Origin of the sequence: Burkholderia sp. Bp9090 (assembly GCF_003857985.1) — a bacterium.
GTDB lineage: Bacteria > Pseudomonadota > Gammaproteobacteria > Burkholderiales > Burkholderiaceae > Burkholderia.
This window is the reverse complement of record NZ_QTPV01000045.1, coordinates 18,438-36,162: the sequence shown is the minus strand read 5'-3', so window position 1 is coordinate 36,162 and position 17,725 is coordinate 18,438. Positions and strand designations below refer to the sequence as shown.

The 17,725-nt window shown below is 67.3% G+C and carries 19 protein-coding genes, 1 other RNA gene and 1 riboswitch; of the genes, 10 read left to right on the top strand and 10 right to left on the bottom strand.

What is annotated here, in order from left to right; genetic code table 11:
* Positions 1-330: 330 nt before the first annotated feature.
* A riboswitch (cobalamin riboswitch) is annotated at positions 331-584 on the bottom strand.
* Between the two features lie 165 nt (positions 585-749).
* The 5 genes from DIE16_RS29760 to DIE16_RS29740 all read left to right on the top strand — a co-directional run bounded on the left by DIE16_RS29760 (position 750) and on the right by DIE16_RS29740 (position 3,137).
* Positions 750-1,100: an ATPase gene (locus DIE16_RS29760; protein WP_044845635.1), complete on the top strand. Its 351-nt coding sequence runs from the start codon at positions 750-752 to the stop codon at positions 1,098-1,100.
* Positions 1,097-1,411, top strand: coding sequence for a cell division protein ZapA (locus tag DIE16_RS29755; protein ID WP_011885730.1), 315 nt, complete (start codon positions 1,097-1,099; stop codon positions 1,409-1,411). Before DIE16_RS29760 ends, DIE16_RS29755 begins: the two co-directional genes overlap by 4 nt.
* An 80-nt stretch (positions 1,412-1,491) precedes the next feature.
* A non-coding RNA gene (ssrS, locus tag DIE16_RS29750) (6S RNA) lies at positions 1,492-1,673 on the top strand.
* A gap of 69 nt (positions 1,674-1,742) precedes the next feature.
* Complete coding sequence (locus DIE16_RS29745) at positions 1,743-2,204, top strand: EVE domain-containing protein (RefSeq protein ID WP_044845634.1); 462 nt, start codon at positions 1,743-1,745, stop codon at positions 2,202-2,204.
* Between the two features lie 192 nt (positions 2,205-2,396).
* Positions 2,397-3,137, top strand: coding sequence for an SIMPL domain-containing protein (locus DIE16_RS29740; RefSeq protein WP_124571265.1), 741 nt, complete (start codon positions 2,397-2,399; stop codon positions 3,135-3,137).
* Between the two features lie 181 nt (positions 3,138-3,318).
* On the opposite strand, the gene lgt is transcribed toward DIE16_RS29740, so the two are convergent.
* Together lgt and DIE16_RS29730 are read right to left on the bottom strand one after the other, a co-directional pair.
* Positions 3,319-4,209: a prolipoprotein diacylglyceryl transferase gene (lgt, locus tag DIE16_RS29735; protein WP_044845632.1), complete on the bottom strand. Its 891-nt coding sequence runs from the start codon at positions 4,207-4,209 to the stop codon at positions 3,319-3,321.
* An 89-nt stretch (positions 4,210-4,298) separates the two neighbouring features.
* Entirely contained in the window at positions 4,299-5,216 is a 918-nt protein-coding gene (locus tag DIE16_RS29730; RefSeq protein ID WP_044845631.1) for a LysR substrate-binding domain-containing protein, read from the bottom strand.
* A gap of 135 nt (positions 5,217-5,351) precedes the next feature.
* Between DIE16_RS29730 and ilvD the strand changes: the two genes are divergently transcribed.
* Positions 5,352-7,025: a dihydroxy-acid dehydratase gene (gene ilvD / locus DIE16_RS29725; RefSeq protein ID WP_124893952.1), complete on the top strand. Its 1,674-nt coding sequence runs from the start codon at positions 5,352-5,354 to the stop codon at positions 7,023-7,025.
* 125 nt (positions 7,026-7,150) lie between these two features.
* Complete coding sequence (locus DIE16_RS29720; protein ID WP_124488469.1) at positions 7,151-7,480, top strand: c-type cytochrome; 330 nt, start codon at positions 7,151-7,153, stop codon at positions 7,478-7,480.
* Between the two features lie 143 nt (positions 7,481-7,623).
* Here the strand turns inward: DIE16_RS29720 and DIE16_RS29715 are convergent, their stop codons facing one another.
* From DIE16_RS29715 to DIE16_RS29705, 3 genes are read right to left on the bottom strand one after another with little or no spacing between them, the layout of a single operon-like run.
* A complete protein-coding gene (locus DIE16_RS29715) occupies positions 7,624-8,367 on the bottom strand; it encodes a DUF2486 family protein (RefSeq protein WP_124893951.1) in 744 nt (247 codons plus the stop codon).
* A 25-nt stretch (positions 8,368-8,392) separates the two neighbouring features.
* Positions 8,393-8,809, bottom strand: a complete 417-nt coding sequence (locus DIE16_RS29710) for a DNA polymerase III subunit chi (protein WP_006757287.1) — start codon at positions 8,807-8,809, stop codon at positions 8,393-8,395.
* 34 nt (positions 8,810-8,843) lie between these two features.
* On the bottom strand, positions 8,844-10,355 hold the full coding sequence (locus DIE16_RS29705) for a leucyl aminopeptidase (RefSeq protein ID WP_124521534.1): 1,512 nt from the start codon (positions 10,353-10,355) through the stop codon (positions 8,844-8,846).
* Between the two features lie 122 nt (positions 10,356-10,477).
* On the opposite strand from DIE16_RS29705, the gene lptF reads away from it, so the two are divergent.
* Genes lptF through DIE16_RS29690 form a run of 3 tightly spaced genes read left to right on the top strand, consistent with a single transcriptional unit; the run spans position 10,478 to position 13,130 of the window.
* Positions 10,478-11,569, top strand: coding sequence for an LPS export ABC transporter permease LptF (gene lptF, locus DIE16_RS29700; RefSeq protein ID WP_044845625.1), 1,092 nt, complete (start codon positions 10,478-10,480; stop codon positions 11,567-11,569).
* Positions 11,570-11,572: 3 nt separating this feature from the next.
* On the top strand, positions 11,573-12,721 hold the full coding sequence (gene lptG / locus DIE16_RS29695; protein ID WP_124488472.1) for an LPS export ABC transporter permease LptG: 1,149 nt from the start codon (positions 11,573-11,575) through the stop codon (positions 12,719-12,721).
* Positions 12,722-12,746: 25 nt separating this feature from the next.
* Positions 12,747-13,130 carry a sirohydrochlorin chelatase gene (locus DIE16_RS29690; protein ID WP_044845623.1) on the top strand — a complete coding sequence of 128 codons (384 nt, stop codon included), beginning with the start codon at positions 12,747-12,749 and terminating at the stop codon, positions 13,128-13,130.
* Positions 13,131-13,220: 90 nt separating this feature from the next.
* On the opposite strand, the gene cobA is transcribed toward DIE16_RS29690, so the two are convergent.
* From cobA to DIE16_RS29665, 5 genes are all read right to left on the bottom strand, one after another.
* Positions 13,221-13,970, bottom strand: coding sequence for a uroporphyrinogen-III C-methyltransferase (cobA, locus tag DIE16_RS29685; RefSeq protein ID WP_124893950.1), 750 nt, complete (start codon positions 13,968-13,970; stop codon positions 13,221-13,223).
* Between the two features lie 88 nt (positions 13,971-14,058).
* Complete coding sequence (locus tag DIE16_RS29680) at positions 14,059-15,375, bottom strand: sulfate adenylyltransferase subunit 1 (RefSeq protein ID WP_124666008.1); 1,317 nt, start codon at positions 15,373-15,375, stop codon at positions 14,059-14,061.
* Between the two features lie 22 nt (positions 15,376-15,397).
* Positions 15,398-16,360 carry a sulfate adenylyltransferase subunit CysD gene (gene cysD, locus DIE16_RS29675; RefSeq protein ID WP_044845620.1) on the bottom strand — a complete coding sequence of 321 codons (963 nt, stop codon included), beginning with the start codon at positions 16,358-16,360 and terminating at the stop codon, positions 15,398-15,400.
* Positions 16,361-16,435: 75 nt separating this feature from the next.
* On the bottom strand, positions 16,436-17,179 hold the full coding sequence (locus tag DIE16_RS29670; RefSeq protein ID WP_124893949.1) for a phosphoadenylyl-sulfate reductase: 744 nt from the start codon (positions 17,177-17,179) through the stop codon (positions 16,436-16,438).
* The gene (locus tag DIE16_RS29665) at positions 17,176-17,718 is read right to left on the bottom strand and encodes a DUF934 domain-containing protein (protein WP_124666009.1); all 543 of its coding nucleotides are present in this window, start codon (positions 17,716-17,718) and stop codon (positions 17,176-17,178) included. Before DIE16_RS29665 ends, DIE16_RS29670 begins: the two co-directional genes overlap by 4 nt.
* Positions 17,719-17,725 lie beyond the last annotated feature (7 nt).

The following is a 17,725-nucleotide window of genomic DNA, read 5'->3' as shown; positions in this document are numbered from 1 at the left end:
CGGCCCACGTTCTGCGCAATATAGTGGATGCCGCCGCAGCGGGTCGATCGGCATCGCGCTTGCGTCACCGTCAGGCACGCTCGGTGCGGCAACCACGGCGGCCGGCAGCAAGGGGACAGCGCCGCGCCAAGCGACCGGGCGCGGTGCCGCGACGACCGGCGTCGTCGCCGATCCGGACGAATCGGCGTGCGCTGCGCTCCGCGCGATGGCGGCAGGCGACATTGCGCAGCGTGCGCCGCACGCCGTGCGGACGATTGGGGTCAGCATCGAAGACAAGTCCCGTGAAGCACTGCGCGCCCCGCTTCCCCGCGGGCCGTGCGTCATGAAGCCGTGCAGGCTCCTCGCCTCGGCCGGTATCCGGGCTGGCGGCGTACCGGCTCGCCTTCCCGCGCGTATCACGCGCAGTGGCCCGCGCCAGCGTGCGACCTGCACGCGAAACGCGCCCGAGCCGGCCTGCGTCATGCGACGCGGCCGCTTACCGTTGCGGGGGCAGCGCAGGTTGGCGAACTCCGGGCGGAGCACGCGCCCTGCTTCCCGTTTAACCGCGCGACGCACGCGCGAGCACCGAGGCGGCGCCAGTTTAGGAGCGGGCCGCGCGAGCGTCAAGGAAGCGTCCGGACGCATGCGGAACACGTGCCGGACCCGTGTATTCGCGGCAAGAAGCGGGGGTGTTACGACTGGAAACGTTACAGATGTCGGAATGCGCGTTATTCCGCGCTAAAATGCTGGGTCTTTAGAGGACGCAGCAAATGCTCAACGAACTCGAAACTTTATCTCAAAATATTGGCCGTCTGATCTCGCTGAACAAGCGCTATCACTCGGAACGGCTCGCGCTCGAGGAGCAGGTCGCGCAATTGCGCGCGGAAGCGGACACGGTCCGCGCGGAACTCGCGCAACTGCGCGACGAACGCAATGCGCTCGCGGCCGAGCGCGACACGCTGTCGGCAAAGATCGACGACGCCCAGGTCAAACTGAATGCGATTCTCGAAAAGCTGCCGCGCACGAAGAGCGCGGAGCAAGCCGACAACCAGCTCGACCTGCTGGATGCGCAGGCGCGCACGGACAGCGACGACGCGGCCAGCCACGGAGAACATGCATGAGCACCAAGCAGATCGAAGTCTCGATTCTCGGTCAGCCCTATCGGCTCGCCTGTTCGGCCGAGACCGAAGCGGCGCTGCTCGAGGCCGTCGCACGCGTCGACGCAGAAATGTCGAAGATCCGCGCGAACAGCTCGGTGCGCGGCACCGACCGCATCGCGGTCATGGCCGCGCTGTCGCTCGCGTCCGAATTGCTGCGGCTGCAAACGAGCGTGCGTCACGGTGAAGCATTTCCGGCGGAAGAAATCCGTCGTACAATGCACCAGATGAACGAACAACTCGGCGCGGTGCTCGCACAGCACGAGACGCAGTAACGTTTGATCGATGCGTCGATTCCCCTTGATCTCGGCGATCAACGGTGGTCAAATTGGCGCAACGAAACACAGTTCAGTCAGCTTCCCTGCCTGGTTCGCCAAGGTCATATATTCCTTGAACCAATGCCATGTGCACGGTTGCGGAAATTTGTAGCACGGGCGCGCGCGTCACTCTGTCTGATGTACCCGAAGTGCTGCTAACTGCGACCAATTCTGAACCCCAGGTTCAGGATGCCGGCCTAGCGGCCAAGGCGGGGGCCTATTCAACGGCATCGGGAAGTCCCGATGCCGTTTCCTTTTGCAGCAGCCCTTTCTGCGTCGATCACGATCCATGCAATACTGGCTGATGAAGTCCGAACCGGACGAAGCAAGCATCGACGATCTCGCGCACGCGCCGCAGCACTCGCTGCCGTGGACCGGCGTGCGCAACTATCAGGCGCGCAATTTCATGCGCGACACGATGAAGATCGGCGACGGCGTGCTCTTCTATCATTCGAGCTGCCCGGAACCGGGCATCGCGGGCCTCGCCGAAGTCTCGTCGACGCCCTACCCCGACCCCACCCAGTTCGATCCGGCAAGCCCGTATTACGATCCGAAGTCGACGCAGGAAGCACCGCGCTGGCTGCTCGTCGACGTGCGCTTCGTGAAGAAGTCGCCGCTCGTGCCGCTCGCCGCGCTGCGCGAACACGACGAACTCGCGGACATGCGCGTGCTCGCACGCGGCAACCGGCTGTCGATCACGCCCGTCACGCGTGCCGAGTGGCGCTTCATCACCGAAAAGCTGATGAAGTAGGCGTACGCAGCAAGCACACGCCAAAGGTCAAATCCGGTCAACACGCGCCACCGCCACGGAACTCGCGGCGCGTTCGCGCAGCCTAAGCAACCGCTGTCGCCGCGATCGGGCGGCGGCCGTTTTTCGTCGCGCGGTACGCCCGCGTCGCGCACGCGTGATCCGCGTGCGCGCCCTCGCACAAGGAGTCCAACAATGACCAAGAAATCCGCACTCGCGCTGTCGCTCGCCCTCGCCGCCGTCGTGCCCGTCGCGCTGACGCTCGCGTCGCCCGCCGCGCATGCGCAGACCGCGAACCCGCACTTCCCGGAGCCGGCGGGCGTGCTGTCGCTGTCGTCGCAGGCCAGCGCCGACGTGCCGCAGGACATCATCCACATCACGCTGTTCTACGAACAGCAGGCGAAAGACCCGGGCAGCCTGACGTCGGCGCTGAACCAGCGCGCCGACGCGGCGCTGGCGCAGGCGAAGGGCGTGTCGGGCGTCACCGCGCACACCGGCGCGTTCTCCGTCTATCCGAGCACCGATCGCGACGGGAAGATCTCCGCATGGCGCGGTCGTACCGAAGTCGTGCTCGAATCGCGCGATTTCGCGGCGGCGTCGAAGCTCGCGGGCCAGTTGTCGAACCAGATGCAGATCGCGAACGTCGAGTTCTCGTTGTCACCCGAAGCGCAGCGCGCGGCCGAGCAGAAGCTCACGACCGAAGCGATCAAGTCGTTCCGCGCACGCGCGGACGAAGCCGCGAAGGCGTTCGGCTACAACAGCTACTCGATTCGCGACGTGAACGTCGGCGGCAGCCGCAACGTGCAGCCGTACCCGCGCATGATGGCGATGGCCGCCGCACCGATGGACAGCGCGAAGATGAGCGCGCCGATTTCGGTCGAAGGCGGCAAGGCGACCGTGTCGGTCACGGTCAACGGCTCGGTGCAGATGAAGTAACGCGCATTGCGCAACACGCGGCAGATGTGAAAACGCCGGCCCTCGGGCCGGCGTTTTTCGTTTGCGATCCTGCGATCGACGCGCACGCCGATCGTGCGCGTCCGCATCGCATCAGGCATCACGCATCACGTGCCATGCATCACACGACTCGCGCGTGACGCAACCGCATCACGCCGCGACATCACGCGACCGCATTCGCCGCGCGACGGCGATACGCCCACACCAGCAACGCGACGCCCGCGAGGATCATCGGCAACGACAGCCACTGCCCCATCGACAGGCCGAGCGCGAGCAGGCCGAGGAAGTCGTCCGGTTCGCGCGCGAATTCGACCGTGAAACGCGCGAGCCCGTAGCCGATCAGGAACAGCGCGGAGATCGCACCCATCGGCCGCGGCTTGCGCGAGAAGAAGAACAGCACGAAGAACAGCGCAATGCCTTCGAGCGCGATTTCGTAGAGCTGCGAAGGATGGCGCGGCAGCATCTGGTACTGCATGAACACGTCGGCCAGATGCCACTTCTCGACGAGCGCCGGATGCTTCGGCAGCCATGCCGCGTCATCGCGCATCGCGCCCGGGAACAGCATCGCCCACGGCGCGTTCGGATCGGTCACGCGGCCCCACAGCTCGCCGTTGATGAAGTTGCCGAGCCGCCCGGCCGCGAGCCCGGTCGGCACCATCGGCGCGACGAAGTCGGTGACCTGCAGCCAGTGGCGCTTGCGCTGCCATGCGAACAGCGCCATCGCGAGCGTCACGCCGAGGAAGCCGCCGTGGAACGACATCCCGCCTTCCCACACCTTGAACACGTCGAGCGGATGCGAGAAGTAGAAGTCGGCCTTGTAGAACAGCACGTAGCCGAGCCGGCCGCCGAGCACGGTGCCGAGCACGCCGTAGAACATCATGTCGTCGATGTCCTTCGCGGTCCAGCCCTGCGCCGCGACGTGCGGCAGCTTCAGGCGGATCCGGCCGACGACGATCGCCGCGATGAAGCCGACGAGATACATGAGGCCGTACCAGCGCACGGCCAGCGGCCCGAGGTGGATCGCTACGGGGTCGAAATTCGGGTGAATGATCATGGGTTAGCGATGAAGTTTTCGAATGCGGTACGGCGCTCGCACCGGCGCCGCACCGCGCATTGGACGGCGCCGGCGCGCCATCGTTCGCGTCACGTGGCCAGCCCCTGCGCGCGCACGACGTCGATGAAGCCGGCGAGCACGGGGCTGACGTCGCCCGTGCGCCACACGAGGCCGGTTTCGACGACCGGCGCATCGCCGGCGAGCGGGCGGTAGACCACGCCGGTGCGCCGCAGGTTACGCAGCGACTGCGGCACCAGTGCGACACCCATGCCGGCCGACACGAGGCTGACGATCGTCTGCATCTGGATCGCCTCCTGGCCGATGCGCGGGGTTTCCCCCGCCGCGCCGTAGCAGCCCGTAATGATGTCATAAAAGCCGGGCGCCAAACGACGCGGGAAGATCACGAGCGGCAGCGCGGCCAGGTCGGCCAGATGCACGGGTTCGTCTTCGGACACGCCGTGCGCCGCGGCCGCCGGCATCGCGACCACCAGCGGCTCGCGCACGACCGGCAGGTACGACAGCCCGGCCGCGTGGCGCGGCGGCACCGGCGGAATCACGAGCCCCGCGTCGATGCGGCCCGCGACGAGTTCGTCGATCTGCACGTCGCTCGTCGCCTCCGCGAGCTGCAGCCGCACTTGCGGATAACGCGCGCCGAACGCGCGCAGCAGCGACGGCAGCAGCCCGTAATCGGCGGTCGACACGAACGCGAGCGACAGCGAACCGGCTTCGCCGCGCGCGAGGCGCCGTGCGAGCGGCGGCAGCGCGTCGGCCGACGCGAGCAGCCGGCGCACGTCGGGCAACAGCGCCGCACCGACCGCCGTCAGCGCGACCGAGCGCTTGGTGCGCGCGAACAGCGCGACGCCGAGCGTGTCCTCCAGCGCCCGGATCGCCTGCGACAGCGGCGGCTGCGTCATCGACAGGCGCTCGGCCGCGCGGCCGAAATGGCGCTCGTCGGCCACGGTCACGAAATAGCGCCACTGGCGCAGGTCCGGCGTCGGTTCGGCCATGTCTCACTCATTCGTAAAACGACTTAATAAGCGACAAATAATATATTGGACATCCCAAACCGGAAACTCCATGCTTGATTGATCCGAACCGGTGCGCCGATCGCGGGCGTCGCCAATACAACGATGGAGTCCCCCATGCCGTACAACCGTCGCTCGAAGCACATCACGCAAGGCGTGGCCCGTTCGCCGAACCGCTCGATGTATTACGCCCTCGGCTACCAGAAGGACGATTTCGACAAGCCGATGATCGGCATCGCGAACGGCCACTCGACGATCACGCCGTGCAACTCGGGCCTGCAGCGGCTGTCCGATGCCGCCGTCGCGGCGGTGAAGGCGGCCGATGCCAACCCGCAGATCTTCGGCACGCCGACGATCTCGGACGGCATGTCGATGGGCACCGAGGGGATGAAGTACTCGCTGGTGTCGCGCGAGGTGATCGCCGACTGCATCGAGACCTGCGTACAGGGCCAGTGGATGGACGGCGTGGTGGTGGTCGGCGGCTGCGACAAGAACATGCCGGGCGGGATGATCGCGCTCGCGCGCCTGAACGTGCCGGGCATCTACGTGTACGGCGGCACGATCCGCCCCGGCCACTGGAAGGGCCGCGACCTGACGATCGTGTCGTCGTTCGAGGCGGTCGGCGAGTTCACCGCGGGCCGGATGTCGCAGGAAGATTTCGAAGGGGTCGAGAAGAACGCGTGCCCGACGTCGGGCTCGTGCGGCGGGATGTACACCGCGAACACGATGAGCTCGTCGTTCGAGGCGCTCGGCATGTCGCTGATGTACTCGTCGACGATGGCGAACCCCGATCAGGAGAAGGTCGATTCGGCCGCCGAATCGGCACGCGTGCTGGTCGAGGCCGTGAAGCGCGACCTGAAGCCGCGCGACATCATCACCAAGGCGTCGATCGAGAACGCGGTATCGCTGATCATGGCGACCGGCGGCTCGACCAATGCGGTGCTGCACTATCTCGCGATCGCGCACGCGGCCGAGGTCGACTGGACGATCGACGACTTCGAGCGCATCCGCAAGCGCGTGCCGGTGATCTGCGACCTGAAACCGTCGGGCCAGTACGTCGCGACCGACCTGCACCAGGCCGGCGGCATCCCGCAGGTGCTGCGGATCCTGCTCGATGCGGGGCTGCTGCACGGCGACTGCATGACGATCACCGGCCGCACGCTCGCCGAGGAGCTGAAGGACGTGCCGGGCGTGCCGCGCGCGGACCAGAAGGTGATCTTCCCGATCGATCGCGCGCTGTACCAGGAAGGCCATCTCGCGATCCTGAAGGGCAATCTCGCGGAGGACGGCGCGGTGGCGAAGATCACCGGTCTGAAGAACCCGGTGATCACGGGCCCGGCGCGCGTGTTCGACGACGAGCAAAGCGCGATGGACGCGATCCTCGGCGACCGGATCCGCGCGGGCGACGTGCTGGTGCTGCGCTATCTCGGCCCGCAAGGCGGCCCCGGCATGCCGGAAATGCTCGCGCCGACGTCGGCGATCATCGGCAAAGGGCTCGGCGAATCGGTCGGCTTCATCACCGACGGCCGCTTCTCGGGCGGCACCTGGGGGATGGTGGTCGGGCACGTCGCGCCCGAAGCGTTCGTCGGCGGCACGATCGCGCTCGTGCAGGAAGGCGACTCGATCACGATCGACGCGCACCGGCTGGTGCTGCAGCTGAACGTCGACGATGCGGAACTCGCGCGCCGGCGCGCCGCGTGGAAGCAGCCGGCGCCGCGCTACACGCGCGGCGTGCTCGCCAAGTTCGCGGCGCTCGCGCGTCCGGCGAACCAGGGCGCCGTCACCGGCTGATGCGGCGCACGGGGCATGCGACCCCATTGCGAACGGCCGCCGGGGAAACGCGCAAAACGCGCTTTCCCTTTGCTTTTATAATGCGCGGACCGTGAAGCCGGCCGTCTCCGCCGGCGGAGAACCGCATGAAACAGACGATATTGCGCGCGCTGCTCGTGGCGCTGCTGACCGGCAGCGCGGCGGCGGCACACGCCGACTCGGCCGGCGACGGGTTCGCGCTCGCGCAGCGCAAGAACTGCATGGCCTGCCATGCGGTCGGCAAGCCGCTGATGGGCCCGTCGTTCCACGACATCGCCGGCAAGTACGTGGCGCGCACCGACGCCGTCGATTACCTCGCGCAATCGATCGTGAAAGGCAGCGTCGGGGTGTGGGGTGGCGTGCCGATGCCCGCCAATACGCAGTTGACGAGCGCAGAAGCGCACACGCTCTCGCAATGGGTGCTGTCGCTGCGCTGAACCGGATGACCGGGTGCGTGCATCGCGCGCCGCGCCCTGCACCCGGCAGCGTTCCGCGCTTGTCGTTGCAACCGGCCGGCAATCGTCAGCGACGATGACCGGAGCCGCGCCCGCGGCTGCCGCGCACAAAACGTGCGGCGGGCTCAGCCTGAATGACCGGTCCGGCGGCGGGCGATCTCCGCATCGACCGCCTCGCGAACCCACTCCATCACTTCGGTTTCGAGCGCCAGCGCCACTTCGCGCGTGATCTGGCCGACGAGCCAGGCCGTATGGTCGTGCAACGCGTCGCGACAGCGGGCCTCGATGGCCTCGCGCCCTTCGCCGGTCAGATAATTCGTCAGCCGATTGCGCAGACGCTCGGCGATATGCTGCGTGTCCTCCACCGTCAGCGCGGCGGCTACATGCGCGTCCGGATGCGACGCGCCGGTGAGTTGAGCGGTAGCCAGCCCGCCGGCAGCCGGTGCAATCGCGTGGGACAGCATCGCTTCGCCAGCATCGCGCGGCATCGCGGCAACGCCGGCCTGCTGCGCGTCGTCGGCGGCCAGCGCGGAGCGCAGCGGCGCCTGCGCCGCGGCCGACTCCTCGGCGACGACGTGCCCGGCGGCACCGGGTTGCGCCGGCGCATCGCTGTCGCCCGGCAATTCGACGGTCGGGATGTCCGGCGTCGGCACCGGCTCGACCACCACGAATTCGGGGTCGGTGCCCGGCTGCTCCGGCGCGGCGGACGCCCGAGCCGGATGGCCTGATACCAGCACGTCGGTCAGCACCGGCACCGCGGCAACGTCGTGCGGCGGCGCGTCGGCCGCGGACGAACGCGCCGGCACCGGCTTGCCCGGCACCAGCACGTCGGTCAGCGTCGGGATCGAAGAGGATTCGGCTTGTGTCACGGGAACGCTCCGTCGACGGTTTCGGCTAACTGCCCTGCTTGTAGTTGTTCAGCGCGTAGCCGCGATCGCGATAGAAGCGGTAGCGGTCGCGGCCCGCGGCCAGCTCGTCCGGCGCATTGCCGACCACTTCGAGCAGGCGCTCGAAGCGGGCGAACTGCGCGGGTACGGCCGCGCCGAGGTTCAGCAGCACATGATGATGCGGCGCCTGGTCGAGATCGGCGGCCAGCACGATCGGCGTGCCGGCCGCGTGCGCGCTGTCGACGCCGCAGTGCGGAATGAAATCGAGCGGCGAGAACGTCCAGAGCCGCTCGTCGAGCGCACGCAGGCGCGCGGGCTCCGCGAGCACGACGACCGGCTGCCCGGCCTGGTAGGCCTTGCGCAGCAGCCGGCATGCGTATGCGAGCGAATCGCCGACGTTCGAATGGAAATCGATTCGCGTCATTGCCCGCGTACCCGCATCGTCGTGAGACCTGCCATCACTGGCCGGCGCGGTCGATCAGGAACTGCGCGAGCAGCGGCACCGGACGGCCGGTCGCGCCCTTCGCCGCGCCACCCTTCCATGCGGTGCCGGCGATGTCCAGGTGCGCCCACGGATAGCTGTCGGTGAAGCGCGACAGGAAGCACGCCGCCGTCACGGCACCGGCCGGACGCCCGCCGATGTTCGCGATGTCCGCGAAATTCGACTTCAGCTGATCCTGGTACTCGTCGTCGAGCGGCATGCGCCATGCCGGATCGTTCGCTTCGCGCGATGCGTCGAGCAGTTCGCCAGCGAGTGCGTCGTCCTTCGAGAACAGGCCGCTGTTGTGGGCGCCGAGCGCGATCACGCAGGCGCCCGTGAGCGTCGCCACGTCGATCACCGCGGCCGGCTTGAAGCGCTCCGCATAAGTGAGCGCGTCGCACAGGATCAGGCGGCCCTCGGCGTCGGTGTTGAGCACCTCGATCGTCAGCCCCTTCATGCTGGTGACGATGTCGCCCGGCTTGGTCGCGTTGCCGCCCGGCATGTTCTCGCAGGTCGGCACGATCGCGACGACGTTGATCTTCAGGCCCATTTCGGCGACCGCACGCATCGTGCCGAGCACCGAACCCGCGCCGCACATGTCGTACTTCATCTCGTCCATGCCCTCGCCCGGCTTCAGCGAGATGCCGCCCGTGTCGAACGTGATGCCCTTGCCGACCAGCACGACCGGCGCGGCCTTCGCGGCGGCGCCCTGGTAGTGCAGCACGATGAACTGCGGCGGCTCGACCGACGCGCGCGCGACCGACAGGAACGAGCCCATCTTGAGCGCCTGGATCTGCTTCAGGCCGAGCACCTCGACCTTCAGACCCCAATCCTTCGCGATCTTCTTCGCGGTGTTGCCGAGATAGGTCGGCGTGCACACGTTGCCCGGCAGGTTGCCGAGGTCGCGCGTGAGATCCATCCCGTTCGCCAGCGCGACGGCCTGCTTGACCGCCAGCTTGGCGGCCTTCTCATCGGCCGGATCGACGCTGAACACGACGCGCTTGAGCGTGTGCGACGCCGGTTCCGGCTTGCTCTTCATCTGCGTGAAGCGGTACGTCTCGTTGCGCAGCGCGAGAATCGCCGCCCGCACACCCCAGTCGGAGCCGCGCTCGTCGACCGGCAGTTGCGCGAGCGAGAACGTGACCTGGCCGACCTTGGTCGCGAGCAGCGCGCGCCATGCGGCCGTCACTGCGTCGTTGTAGGCTTTCTGATTGAAAGCATCCTGCTTGCCGAGGCCGACGAGCAGCACGCGCGATGCGCCGATGCCCGACACTTCGTGCAGGAACAGCGTCTTGCCGCGCTTGCCGTCCATGTCGCCGGCCTTCACCACGCGCGAGATCAGCCCCTTGGTGGCCGTGTCGATGTCGAGCGCCGCGCCCGAGAGAGTCTGCGCCTCGAAGATGCCGAGCACGATGCAGTCGGACTTCCCGGTCAGGAACCCCTTGGCCTCGCCTTTGCTCCAATCACAGCCTTTTATGCTAAAGTCCATCGCGCTTGTCCTCGGATAAAATCTGGGCTAAGGATGAAAGCCGCAATTATCCGCTATTTTTCCCGTGGCGGCGCGAGCGCTCCACCACGCGTGCGCAGCCTCCCGCCCTCTTCTCATCAAGAATGATCTTCGAACGCTCCCTCCAGCGCGAGCTTGCGTATACGGCTGGCGCCGTGTTCATGGTGCTGCTCACGATCATGCTCACGACGATGATGATCCGCATCGTCGGCTATGCCGCGTCCGGCGAAATCGATCCGCGCGACGTGCTCGTGCTGATCGGCCTGACCGTGATCGGCTACCTCGCCGTGATGCTCGTCGTCACGCTGTTCGTGTCGATCCTGTTCGTGCTGACCCGGTGGTACCGGGACTCCGAAATGGTGGTCTGGCTTGCATCCGGCGTGAGCCTCACGCGCCTGATCAAGCCGATCGGCGTGTTCGCCACGCCGATCGTCCTGCTGATCGCGTTCTTCGCGTTCGTCGGCTGGCCGTGGTCGAACCAGCAGAGCAAGATGATCAAGGCGCGCTTCCAGCAGCGCGACGAGATCTCGCTGCTCGCGCCGGGCCAGTTCCGCGAATCGGCCTCGAACCATCGCGTGTTCTTCATCGAGAAGATGTCGCCGGACCAGAGCAAGGTGCAGAACGTGTTCGTCACGTCGACCGAGAACGGCAAGGTCAACGTCGTCGTGTCGCACACCGGCCATACCGAAACGAAAGACGGCGATCGCTTCGTCGTACTGGAAGACGGCCGCCGCTACGACGGCACGCCCGGCCAGCCGAACTTCAAGATCATGGAGTTCCAGCGCTACGGCGTGAAGATCACGAGTACCCCGGTCACCAACGTGCCGACCACCAACAGCACGCCGACACCGGACCTGCTGCGCAACCCGACGCGCGACAATCTCGCGGAATTCGCGTGGCGCGCGGGGCTGCCGCTGATCGCGATCAACCTGATGGTGCTCGGCATTCCGCTGTCGTACCAGAACCCGCGCCGCAGCCGCACGATCAACCTCGTGATGGCCGTGCTGATCTACCTGACGTACTCGAACCTGCTGAACGTCGTGCAGGCACAGATCGAGCAGGGCAAGATGTCGTTCGGCGTCGGCCTCGTCGGCCTGCACCTGGTCGTCGCGGCGATCGTCGCGTTCATCTTCTGGTTGCGCGTGCGCAATCGTCCGCTGTTTACACGCGCGCTGTTCGGCCGCTCGGGAGCATGATCGATGCGGCTCTATGAAAAATACTTCGCGCGGCAGATCTACGTCACGTTCATCTTCATCCTGTTCGCGTTCTCGGGCCTGTTCTTCTTCTTCGACCTGATCAGCGAACTGAACTCGGTCGGGCACGGCAACTACAAGTTCGGCTACGCGGTGCTGCGCGTCGCGCTGCAGACCCCGTCGCGCTTCTACGAGATCATCCCGGTCGCCGCGCTGATCAGCGCGATCTACGTGTTCGCGCAGATGGCCGCGAACTCGGAATTCACGATCTTCCGCGTGTCGGGCCTCGCGACCAACCAGGCGCTGCGCTCGCTGCTGAAGATCGGCGTCCCGCTCGTGATCATCACCTACCTGATCGGCGAGTTCGTCGGCCCGTACGCCGACCAGCTGTCCGAACGCGTGCGGCTGCAGGCGCTCGGCGCGTCGGTGTCGTCGAACTTCCAGTCGGGCGTGTGGGTGAAGGACACGCTCGCGGCCCGCGAGAACGGCGAGCAGGTCACGCGCTTCGTGAACGTCGGCAGCCTGTCGCCCGACTCGACGATCAGCAACGTGCGCATCTACGAGTTCGACTCGAAATTCCAGCTGCAGAACGTGCGGATCGCGCAGACGGGCCGCTACGAGCCGCCCGGCCACTGGCTGCTCAAGGGCGTCACGGAAACCGAACTGACGCCGATCAAGCCAATCGGCGGCGAACCGGCCGACGCGCTGAACCCCGTGTACCGGTCGCAGCAGGTGACGCTGCCCGAATACCGGCTGCGCTCGGACCTGACGCCGCAGATCCTGTCGGTGCTGCTCGTGTCGCCGGAACGGATGTCGCTCATCAACCTGTTCCGCTACATCCAGCACTTGCGCGAAAACCAGCAGGACACGCAGCGCTACGACATCGCGCTGTGGCGCAAGCTGCTCTACCCGTTCGCGGTGTTTGTGATGCTCGTGCTGTCGCTGCCGTTCGCGTACCTGCACACGCGTGCCGGCGTGGTCGGCGTGAAGGTGTTCGGCGGCATCATGCTCGGCATGAGCTTCCAGCTGCTCAACACGCTGTTCTCGCACATCGGCACGCTGAACACGTGGCCCGCGCCGCTGACCGCGGCGACGCCGGGCCTCATCTATCTCGCGCTCGGCCTGTTCGCGCTCAAGTGGGTCGACCGGCACTGAGCGCCGTCACGACGGAGGCTTCGACATGAGTTCGCACGGCATCGTCCTGTTCGGCCACGGCGCACGCGATCCGCGCTGGGCCGAGCCGTTCGAGCGGCTCGCCGCGCGGCTGCGCGGGGCCGGCTCCCCTGCTCCGCACGTGTCGCTCGCGTTTCTCGAACTGATGACGCCGTCGCTCGATACGGCCGTCGCCGCGCAAGTCGCGGCCGGCTGCACGCGCATCACCGTGGTGCCCGTGTTCTTCGGTCAGGGCGGACATGTCCGCCGCGACCTGCCGCAGCTCGTCGACGCGTGCCGCGCCACGCATCCGGGCGTCGAGATCCGTTGCGCGACGGCCGTCGGGGAAGACGACGGCGTGCTCGATGCGATCGCGCGCTACTGCATCGACCAGCTCGGCCGCGACGCGTAAGCGCATCGCTGGCCGAAGCGGCGAGCCCAAACAAAAAAGCGCCGGCTTCGGAAGCCGGCGCTTTTTTTGCCTGCGGATCGCACGTTCGACTCAGGCCGCATCCTGCAACGCAGCGCCCTCTTTCGCGTGCCGCACGCGTTCGGCGAACGCATCGCCGATCATCAGCAGGCTCGGTTCCGCCGGGTCGAGCCACGCCTGTGCGCCGCCCGCCGCCATCTGCCCGAGCGTCAGCGTCAGCGTGCGCTCGCGCGCGGTGCTGCAAGCCTCGACGATCGCCACCGGCGTCGCGCTCGCACGGCCCGCGTCGATCAGTTCCTGCGCGATGCCCGGCGCACTGTCGCGGCCCATGTAGTAGACGATCGAATCGGCGCGCGCGGCCTCGCGAATCTCGTCGCTGCCCGGTGCGCGGCTGTGCGTCGCGAACGCGACGCTGCGCGACACGCCGCGCAACGTCAGCGAGCGCTTCAGCGTCGCCGCGCCGGCCAGCGCCGCGGTGATGCCCGGCACGACCTCGTAGTCGATGCCCGCCGCTTCGAGCGCGCGCATTTCCTCTTCGGCGCGACCGAACAGCATCGGGTCGCCGCCCTTCAGGCGCACCACGCACGCGTGCTCGCGCGCCGCGTCGACGATCTGCTTGTTGATGAAATGCTGCGCGGTCGAACGCTGCCCGCAACGCTTGCCGACCGCGATCTTGCGCGCGTTCGGTGCGTAGTCGAGCATCGCCGGCTCGACGAGCGCGTCGTGCAGCACGACGTCGGCTTGTTCGAGCAGCCGCATGCCGCGCACCGTGATGAGGTCCGCAGCGCCCGGCCCTGCTCCGATCAGATATACCTTGCCCATGTTTGTCGCTTCGCTTGGGGTCCTGCTCGTGCGGACGGCGGCCGGCCCGCGCCGCCGCGAGGGCGGCGCTGACCGCCGGTTAAGCCCGTTACGCCGAGAACGCCCGAATCATGCCGGCGGCGACCGTGTGGTGCGTCGCCTCGTCGATCAGCACGAACGCGCCCGTGCCCGGGTGCGCGTCGTAGGTGTCGCAGACGATCGGCTTCTGCAGCGTCAGCGCGACGCGGCCGATGTCGTTCATCTTCAGTTCCTGGCGGTCGGTCGCGTGCGACAGCGTATGCACGTCGAGCACTTCCTTGACCGCGCCGATCTTCGCGAACACCGTGCTCGTGGTCTGCTTCAGCAGGTACTTGCGCTGCGGCGACAGCGGCGTCTCGTCGAACCAGCACAGGTCCGCCTCGAGCTTCTTCGCCGGCGCGACCGTCTCGGCGGTCGTGACGAACATGTCGCCGCGCGACACGTCGACGTCCTGTTCGAGGCGAATCGTCACCGTCTGGCCCGCGAACGCGTGCGCGACCGCCGCCGTGCCGCCCGGCACCGGCGCGATGATCTCGGCGACCGTCGCGGTGCGGTTCGACGGCAGCACGACGATTTCGTCACCGACCTTCACCTCGCCCGATTCGATCCGGCCCATGTAGCCGCGGAAATCGTCGGCCGAGCTGCCGTCCTGGCGTGCGACCCACTGCACCGGGAAGCGCAGCGCGTCATGCGCCTGCGTCTCGACCGGCAGCGATTCGAGCACGTCGAGCAGCGGTTCGCCCGCGTACCACGGCATGCGCTCGCTCGCGCCGACGATGTTGTCGCCCTTCAGCGCCGACACCGGCACGAAACGCACGTCCTTCAGGCCGAGCTGCTTCGCGAGCGCGACGTACGCGTCGCGGATCTCGTTGAAGCGTGCTTCGCTGTAGTCGATCAGGTCCATCTTGTTGATCGCGACGATCACGTGCTGCAGCGCGAGCAGCTTCACGATCGCGCTGTGGCGCTTCGTTTGCGGCAGCAGTTCCGCGACGCCGTTCTCGATCGTCACGCGCGTCGCGTCGACCAGGATGATCGCCGCATGCGCGGTCGATGCGCCCGTCACCATGTTGCGCGTGTACTGCTCGTGGCCCGGCGTGTCGGCGATGATGAACTTGCGCTTCGCGGTCGCGAAATAGCGGTAGGCGACGTCGATCGTGATGCCCTGCTCGCGCTCGGCTTCGAGCCCGTCCGTCAGCAGCGCGAGGTCGATCTCGTCGCCGACCGTGCGCTTGTTCTTCGCGCGCGACAGCGCGGACAGCTGGTCCGACAACACGGCCTTGCTGTCGTACAGCAGGCGGCCGATCAGCGTGCTCTTGCCGTCGTCGACGCTGCCCGCGGTGATGAAGCGCAACACGCCGAGGTCTTCGTTGTTCTCGATGATGCTCATGATGTGAATGTCCTCGTGTGCTTCAGAAATAACCTTGCTTCTTGCGCTGTTCCATCGCGGCTTCGGATGCCTGGTCGTCCATCCGGGTCGCGCCGCGTTCGGTGATCTCGGTCACCGCCGTCTCGGCGATGATCTTCTCGACGTCGTCCGCGTCGCTCTCGACCGGGCACGTGCAGCTGATGTCGCCAACGGTACGGAAGCGCACCTGCGCGAGTTCGCTCGTCTCGCCGTCACGCATCGGCGTGAGCGGCGTGACCGGCACGAGCAGCCCGTTGCGGCGCACGATCTCGCGCTGGTGCGCGTAGTAGATCGACGGCAGTTCGAGGTTTTCGCGCGCGATGTACTGCCACACGTCGAGTTCCGTCCAGTTCGAGATCGGGAACACGCGCAGGTGCTCGCCGTTGTGCAGGCGTGCGTTGTACAGGCTCCACAGTTCCGGGCGCTGCGCCTTCGGATCCCACTGGCCGAATTCGTCGCGGAACGAGAAGATCCGCTCCTTCGCGCGCGCCTTCTCTTCGTCGCGGCGCGCGCCGCCGATCAGCGCCGTGTAGCCGTGCTGTTCGATCGTCTCGAGCAGCGTGACGGCCTGCGCGGCGTTGCGCGAATCGGTTTCGCGGCGCAGCACGACGGTGCCGCGCTTGATCGAATCCTCGACGTGGCCGACCACCAGCTCGGCGCCAAGCTCCTGCGCGCGGCGGTCGCGGAAGTCGATCACTTCCTCGTAGTTGTGGCCCGTGTCGATGTGCACGAGCGGGAACGGCAGCGTCGTCTTGCGGTTCGCGCCGAGGCCGAACGCCTTCAGCGCGAGGTGCAGCACGACGACCGAGTCCTTGCCGCCCGAGAACAACAGCGCCGGCTTGCTGCATTCGGCAACGAGTTCGCGCAGGATGTGGATCGACTCGGCTTCGAGCCAGTCGAGGTGGCCCATGCGGTCGTCGGCACCGGTGGGCGGGGCAAAGGCGGATTGCTCGAGCGTCGTGCTCATGATTTCAGTCCTTCTCTTCTGGGTTCGTGCCGCCCGCTGTCGCGGGCGGCGCAATATTCGGTTTCTTGTCGGCTTTCAGTGCGCGGCGCCGGCTTCGGCGTTCGCGGGAATCGGCGTGATCGTGATGTGCAGCCCGCATTCCTTCGTGTCGCGCGACTCCCACCACCAGCGGCCCGCCCGGCTGTCCTCGCCGGGGCGGATCGCGCGCGTACACGGCTCGCAGCCGATGCTCGGATAGCCGCGCGCGTGCAGCGGGTTGACCGGCACGTCGAACGCCTTCAGGTACGCCCACACGTCGGCTTCCGTCCAGTCGGCGAGCGGGTTGTACTTCGCGATACCGCGCGCTTCGTCCTGTTCTTCCTCGTGCAGCTCCGCACGCGTGACCGACTGCTCGCGACGCTGGCCCGTGACCCACGCGCCGACGTCGGCCAGCGCGCGGTTCAGCGGCTCGACCTTGCGGATGTGGCAGCACGACTTGCGCAGCTCGACGCTTTCGTAGAATGCGTTCAGGCCGTGCTCGGCGACGTACTGGTCGACCGCGTCCTGCTGCGGATGAAACTGCTCGATCTCGTAGCCGTAGCGCTCGCGCACGCGGTCGATCATGTCCAGCGTTTCCGCATGCAGGCGGCCGGTGTTCAGCGAGAAGATGCCGATCGACACGCCCTTCGACAGGATCGCGTGCGTGAGCAGCATGTCTTCCGCGGCGAGGCTGCTCGCGAACTTCACCTTCTCGTGGCGCGCGCCGATCTGCGCGAGCAGCGCGTCGAGGCGCTCGACCTTCGCGGCCAGTTCGGGCGTCAGTGCGGTCGCGGCGCTCATGCGCTCACCTTCGCGTCGGCCGCGGCCGCGCGGCGGCGGAACAGCGGCGCCGGCTCGTCGAATGCGCCCTGGTAACGCTGCGTGAATTCGCCGAACGCGTTCAGTGCATCGTGGATGTCCTTGTCGGCACGCACCGCGAACGCGTCGAAGCCGCAACGCGACATGTACAGCAGCTGGTCGCGCAGCACGTCGCCGATCGCGCGCAGCTCGCCGGTCCAGCCGTGGCGCTCGCGCAGCAGGCGCGCGATGCTGTAGCCGCGGCCGTCCGCGAAGCGCGGGAAATCGACGGCGATCAGCGAGATCGCACCGAAGTCGGCCACCAGATCGGCCGGCTCGCTGTCCGGCGCGAGCCACACGCCGAGTTCGTCCTTCGCCTTCGCGGCGACGAGCGCCGCGCGCTCGGCCTGCCACAGGGTGAACGGCACCAGCACCTTGCCGGCCGGCAATGCGTCGACCGCGGGCAGCGCACCGTCTTCCGCCGCGCGCACGACCTGCCATGCGTCGTCGATCACTGCGCGGTTCTTGATAATCGAAGCCATCTGCAAA

What these genes read in the sequence shown, in the direction of transcription:
- DIE16_RS29760 (WP_044845635.1), top strand. Translation starts at nt 750, where the DNA reads ATGCTCAACGAACTCGAAACTTTATCTCAAAATATTGGCCGTCTGATC.
- DIE16_RS29755 (WP_011885730.1), top strand. Translation starts at nt 1,097, where the DNA reads ATGAGCACCAAGCAGATCGAAGTCTCGATTCTCGGTCAGCCCTATCGG.
- DIE16_RS29745 (WP_044845634.1), top strand. Translation starts at nt 1,743, where the DNA reads ATGCAATACTGGCTGATGAAGTCCGAACCGGACGAAGCAAGCATCGAC.
- DIE16_RS29740 (WP_124571265.1), top strand. Translation starts at nt 2,397, where the DNA reads ATGACCAAGAAATCCGCACTCGCGCTGTCGCTCGCCCTCGCCGCCGTC.
- lgt (WP_044845632.1), bottom strand. Translation starts at nt 4,209, where the DNA reads ATGATCATTCACCCGAATTTCGACCCCGTAGCGATCCACCTCGGGCCG.
- DIE16_RS29730 (WP_044845631.1), bottom strand. Translation starts at nt 5,216, where the DNA reads ATGGCCGAACCGACGCCGGACCTGCGCCAGTGGCGCTATTTCGTGACC.
- ilvD (WP_124893952.1), top strand. Translation starts at nt 5,352, where the DNA reads ATGCCGTACAACCGTCGCTCGAAGCACATCACGCAAGGCGTGGCCCGT.
- DIE16_RS29720 (WP_124488469.1), top strand. Translation starts at nt 7,151, where the DNA reads ATGAAACAGACGATATTGCGCGCGCTGCTCGTGGCGCTGCTGACCGGC.
- DIE16_RS29710 (WP_006757287.1), bottom strand. Translation starts at nt 8,809, where the DNA reads ATGACGCGAATCGATTTCCATTCGAACGTCGGCGATTCGCTCGCATAC.
- DIE16_RS29705 (WP_124521534.1), bottom strand. Translation starts at nt 10,355, where the DNA reads ATGGACTTTAGCATAAAAGGCTGTGATTGGAGCAAAGGCGAGGCCAAG.
- lptF (WP_044845625.1), top strand. Translation starts at nt 10,478, where the DNA reads ATGATCTTCGAACGCTCCCTCCAGCGCGAGCTTGCGTATACGGCTGGC.
- lptG (WP_124488472.1), top strand. Translation starts at nt 11,573, where the DNA reads ATGCGGCTCTATGAAAAATACTTCGCGCGGCAGATCTACGTCACGTTC.
- DIE16_RS29690 (WP_044845623.1), top strand. Translation starts at nt 12,747, where the DNA reads ATGAGTTCGCACGGCATCGTCCTGTTCGGCCACGGCGCACGCGATCCG.
- cobA (WP_124893950.1), bottom strand. Translation starts at nt 13,970, where the DNA reads ATGGGCAAGGTATATCTGATCGGAGCAGGGCCGGGCGCTGCGGACCTC.
- DIE16_RS29680 (WP_124666008.1), bottom strand. Translation starts at nt 15,375, where the DNA reads ATGAGCATCATCGAGAACAACGAAGACCTCGGCGTGTTGCGCTTCATC.
- cysD (WP_044845620.1), bottom strand. Translation starts at nt 16,360, where the DNA reads ATGAGCACGACGCTCGAGCAATCCGCCTTTGCCCCGCCCACCGGTGCC.
- DIE16_RS29670 (WP_124893949.1), bottom strand. Translation starts at nt 17,179, where the DNA reads ATGAGCGCCGCGACCGCACTGACGCCCGAACTGGCCGCGAAGGTCGAG.
- DIE16_RS29665 (WP_124666009.1), bottom strand. Translation starts at nt 17,718, where the DNA reads ATGGCTTCGATTATCAAGAACCGCGCAGTGATCGACGACGCATGGCAG.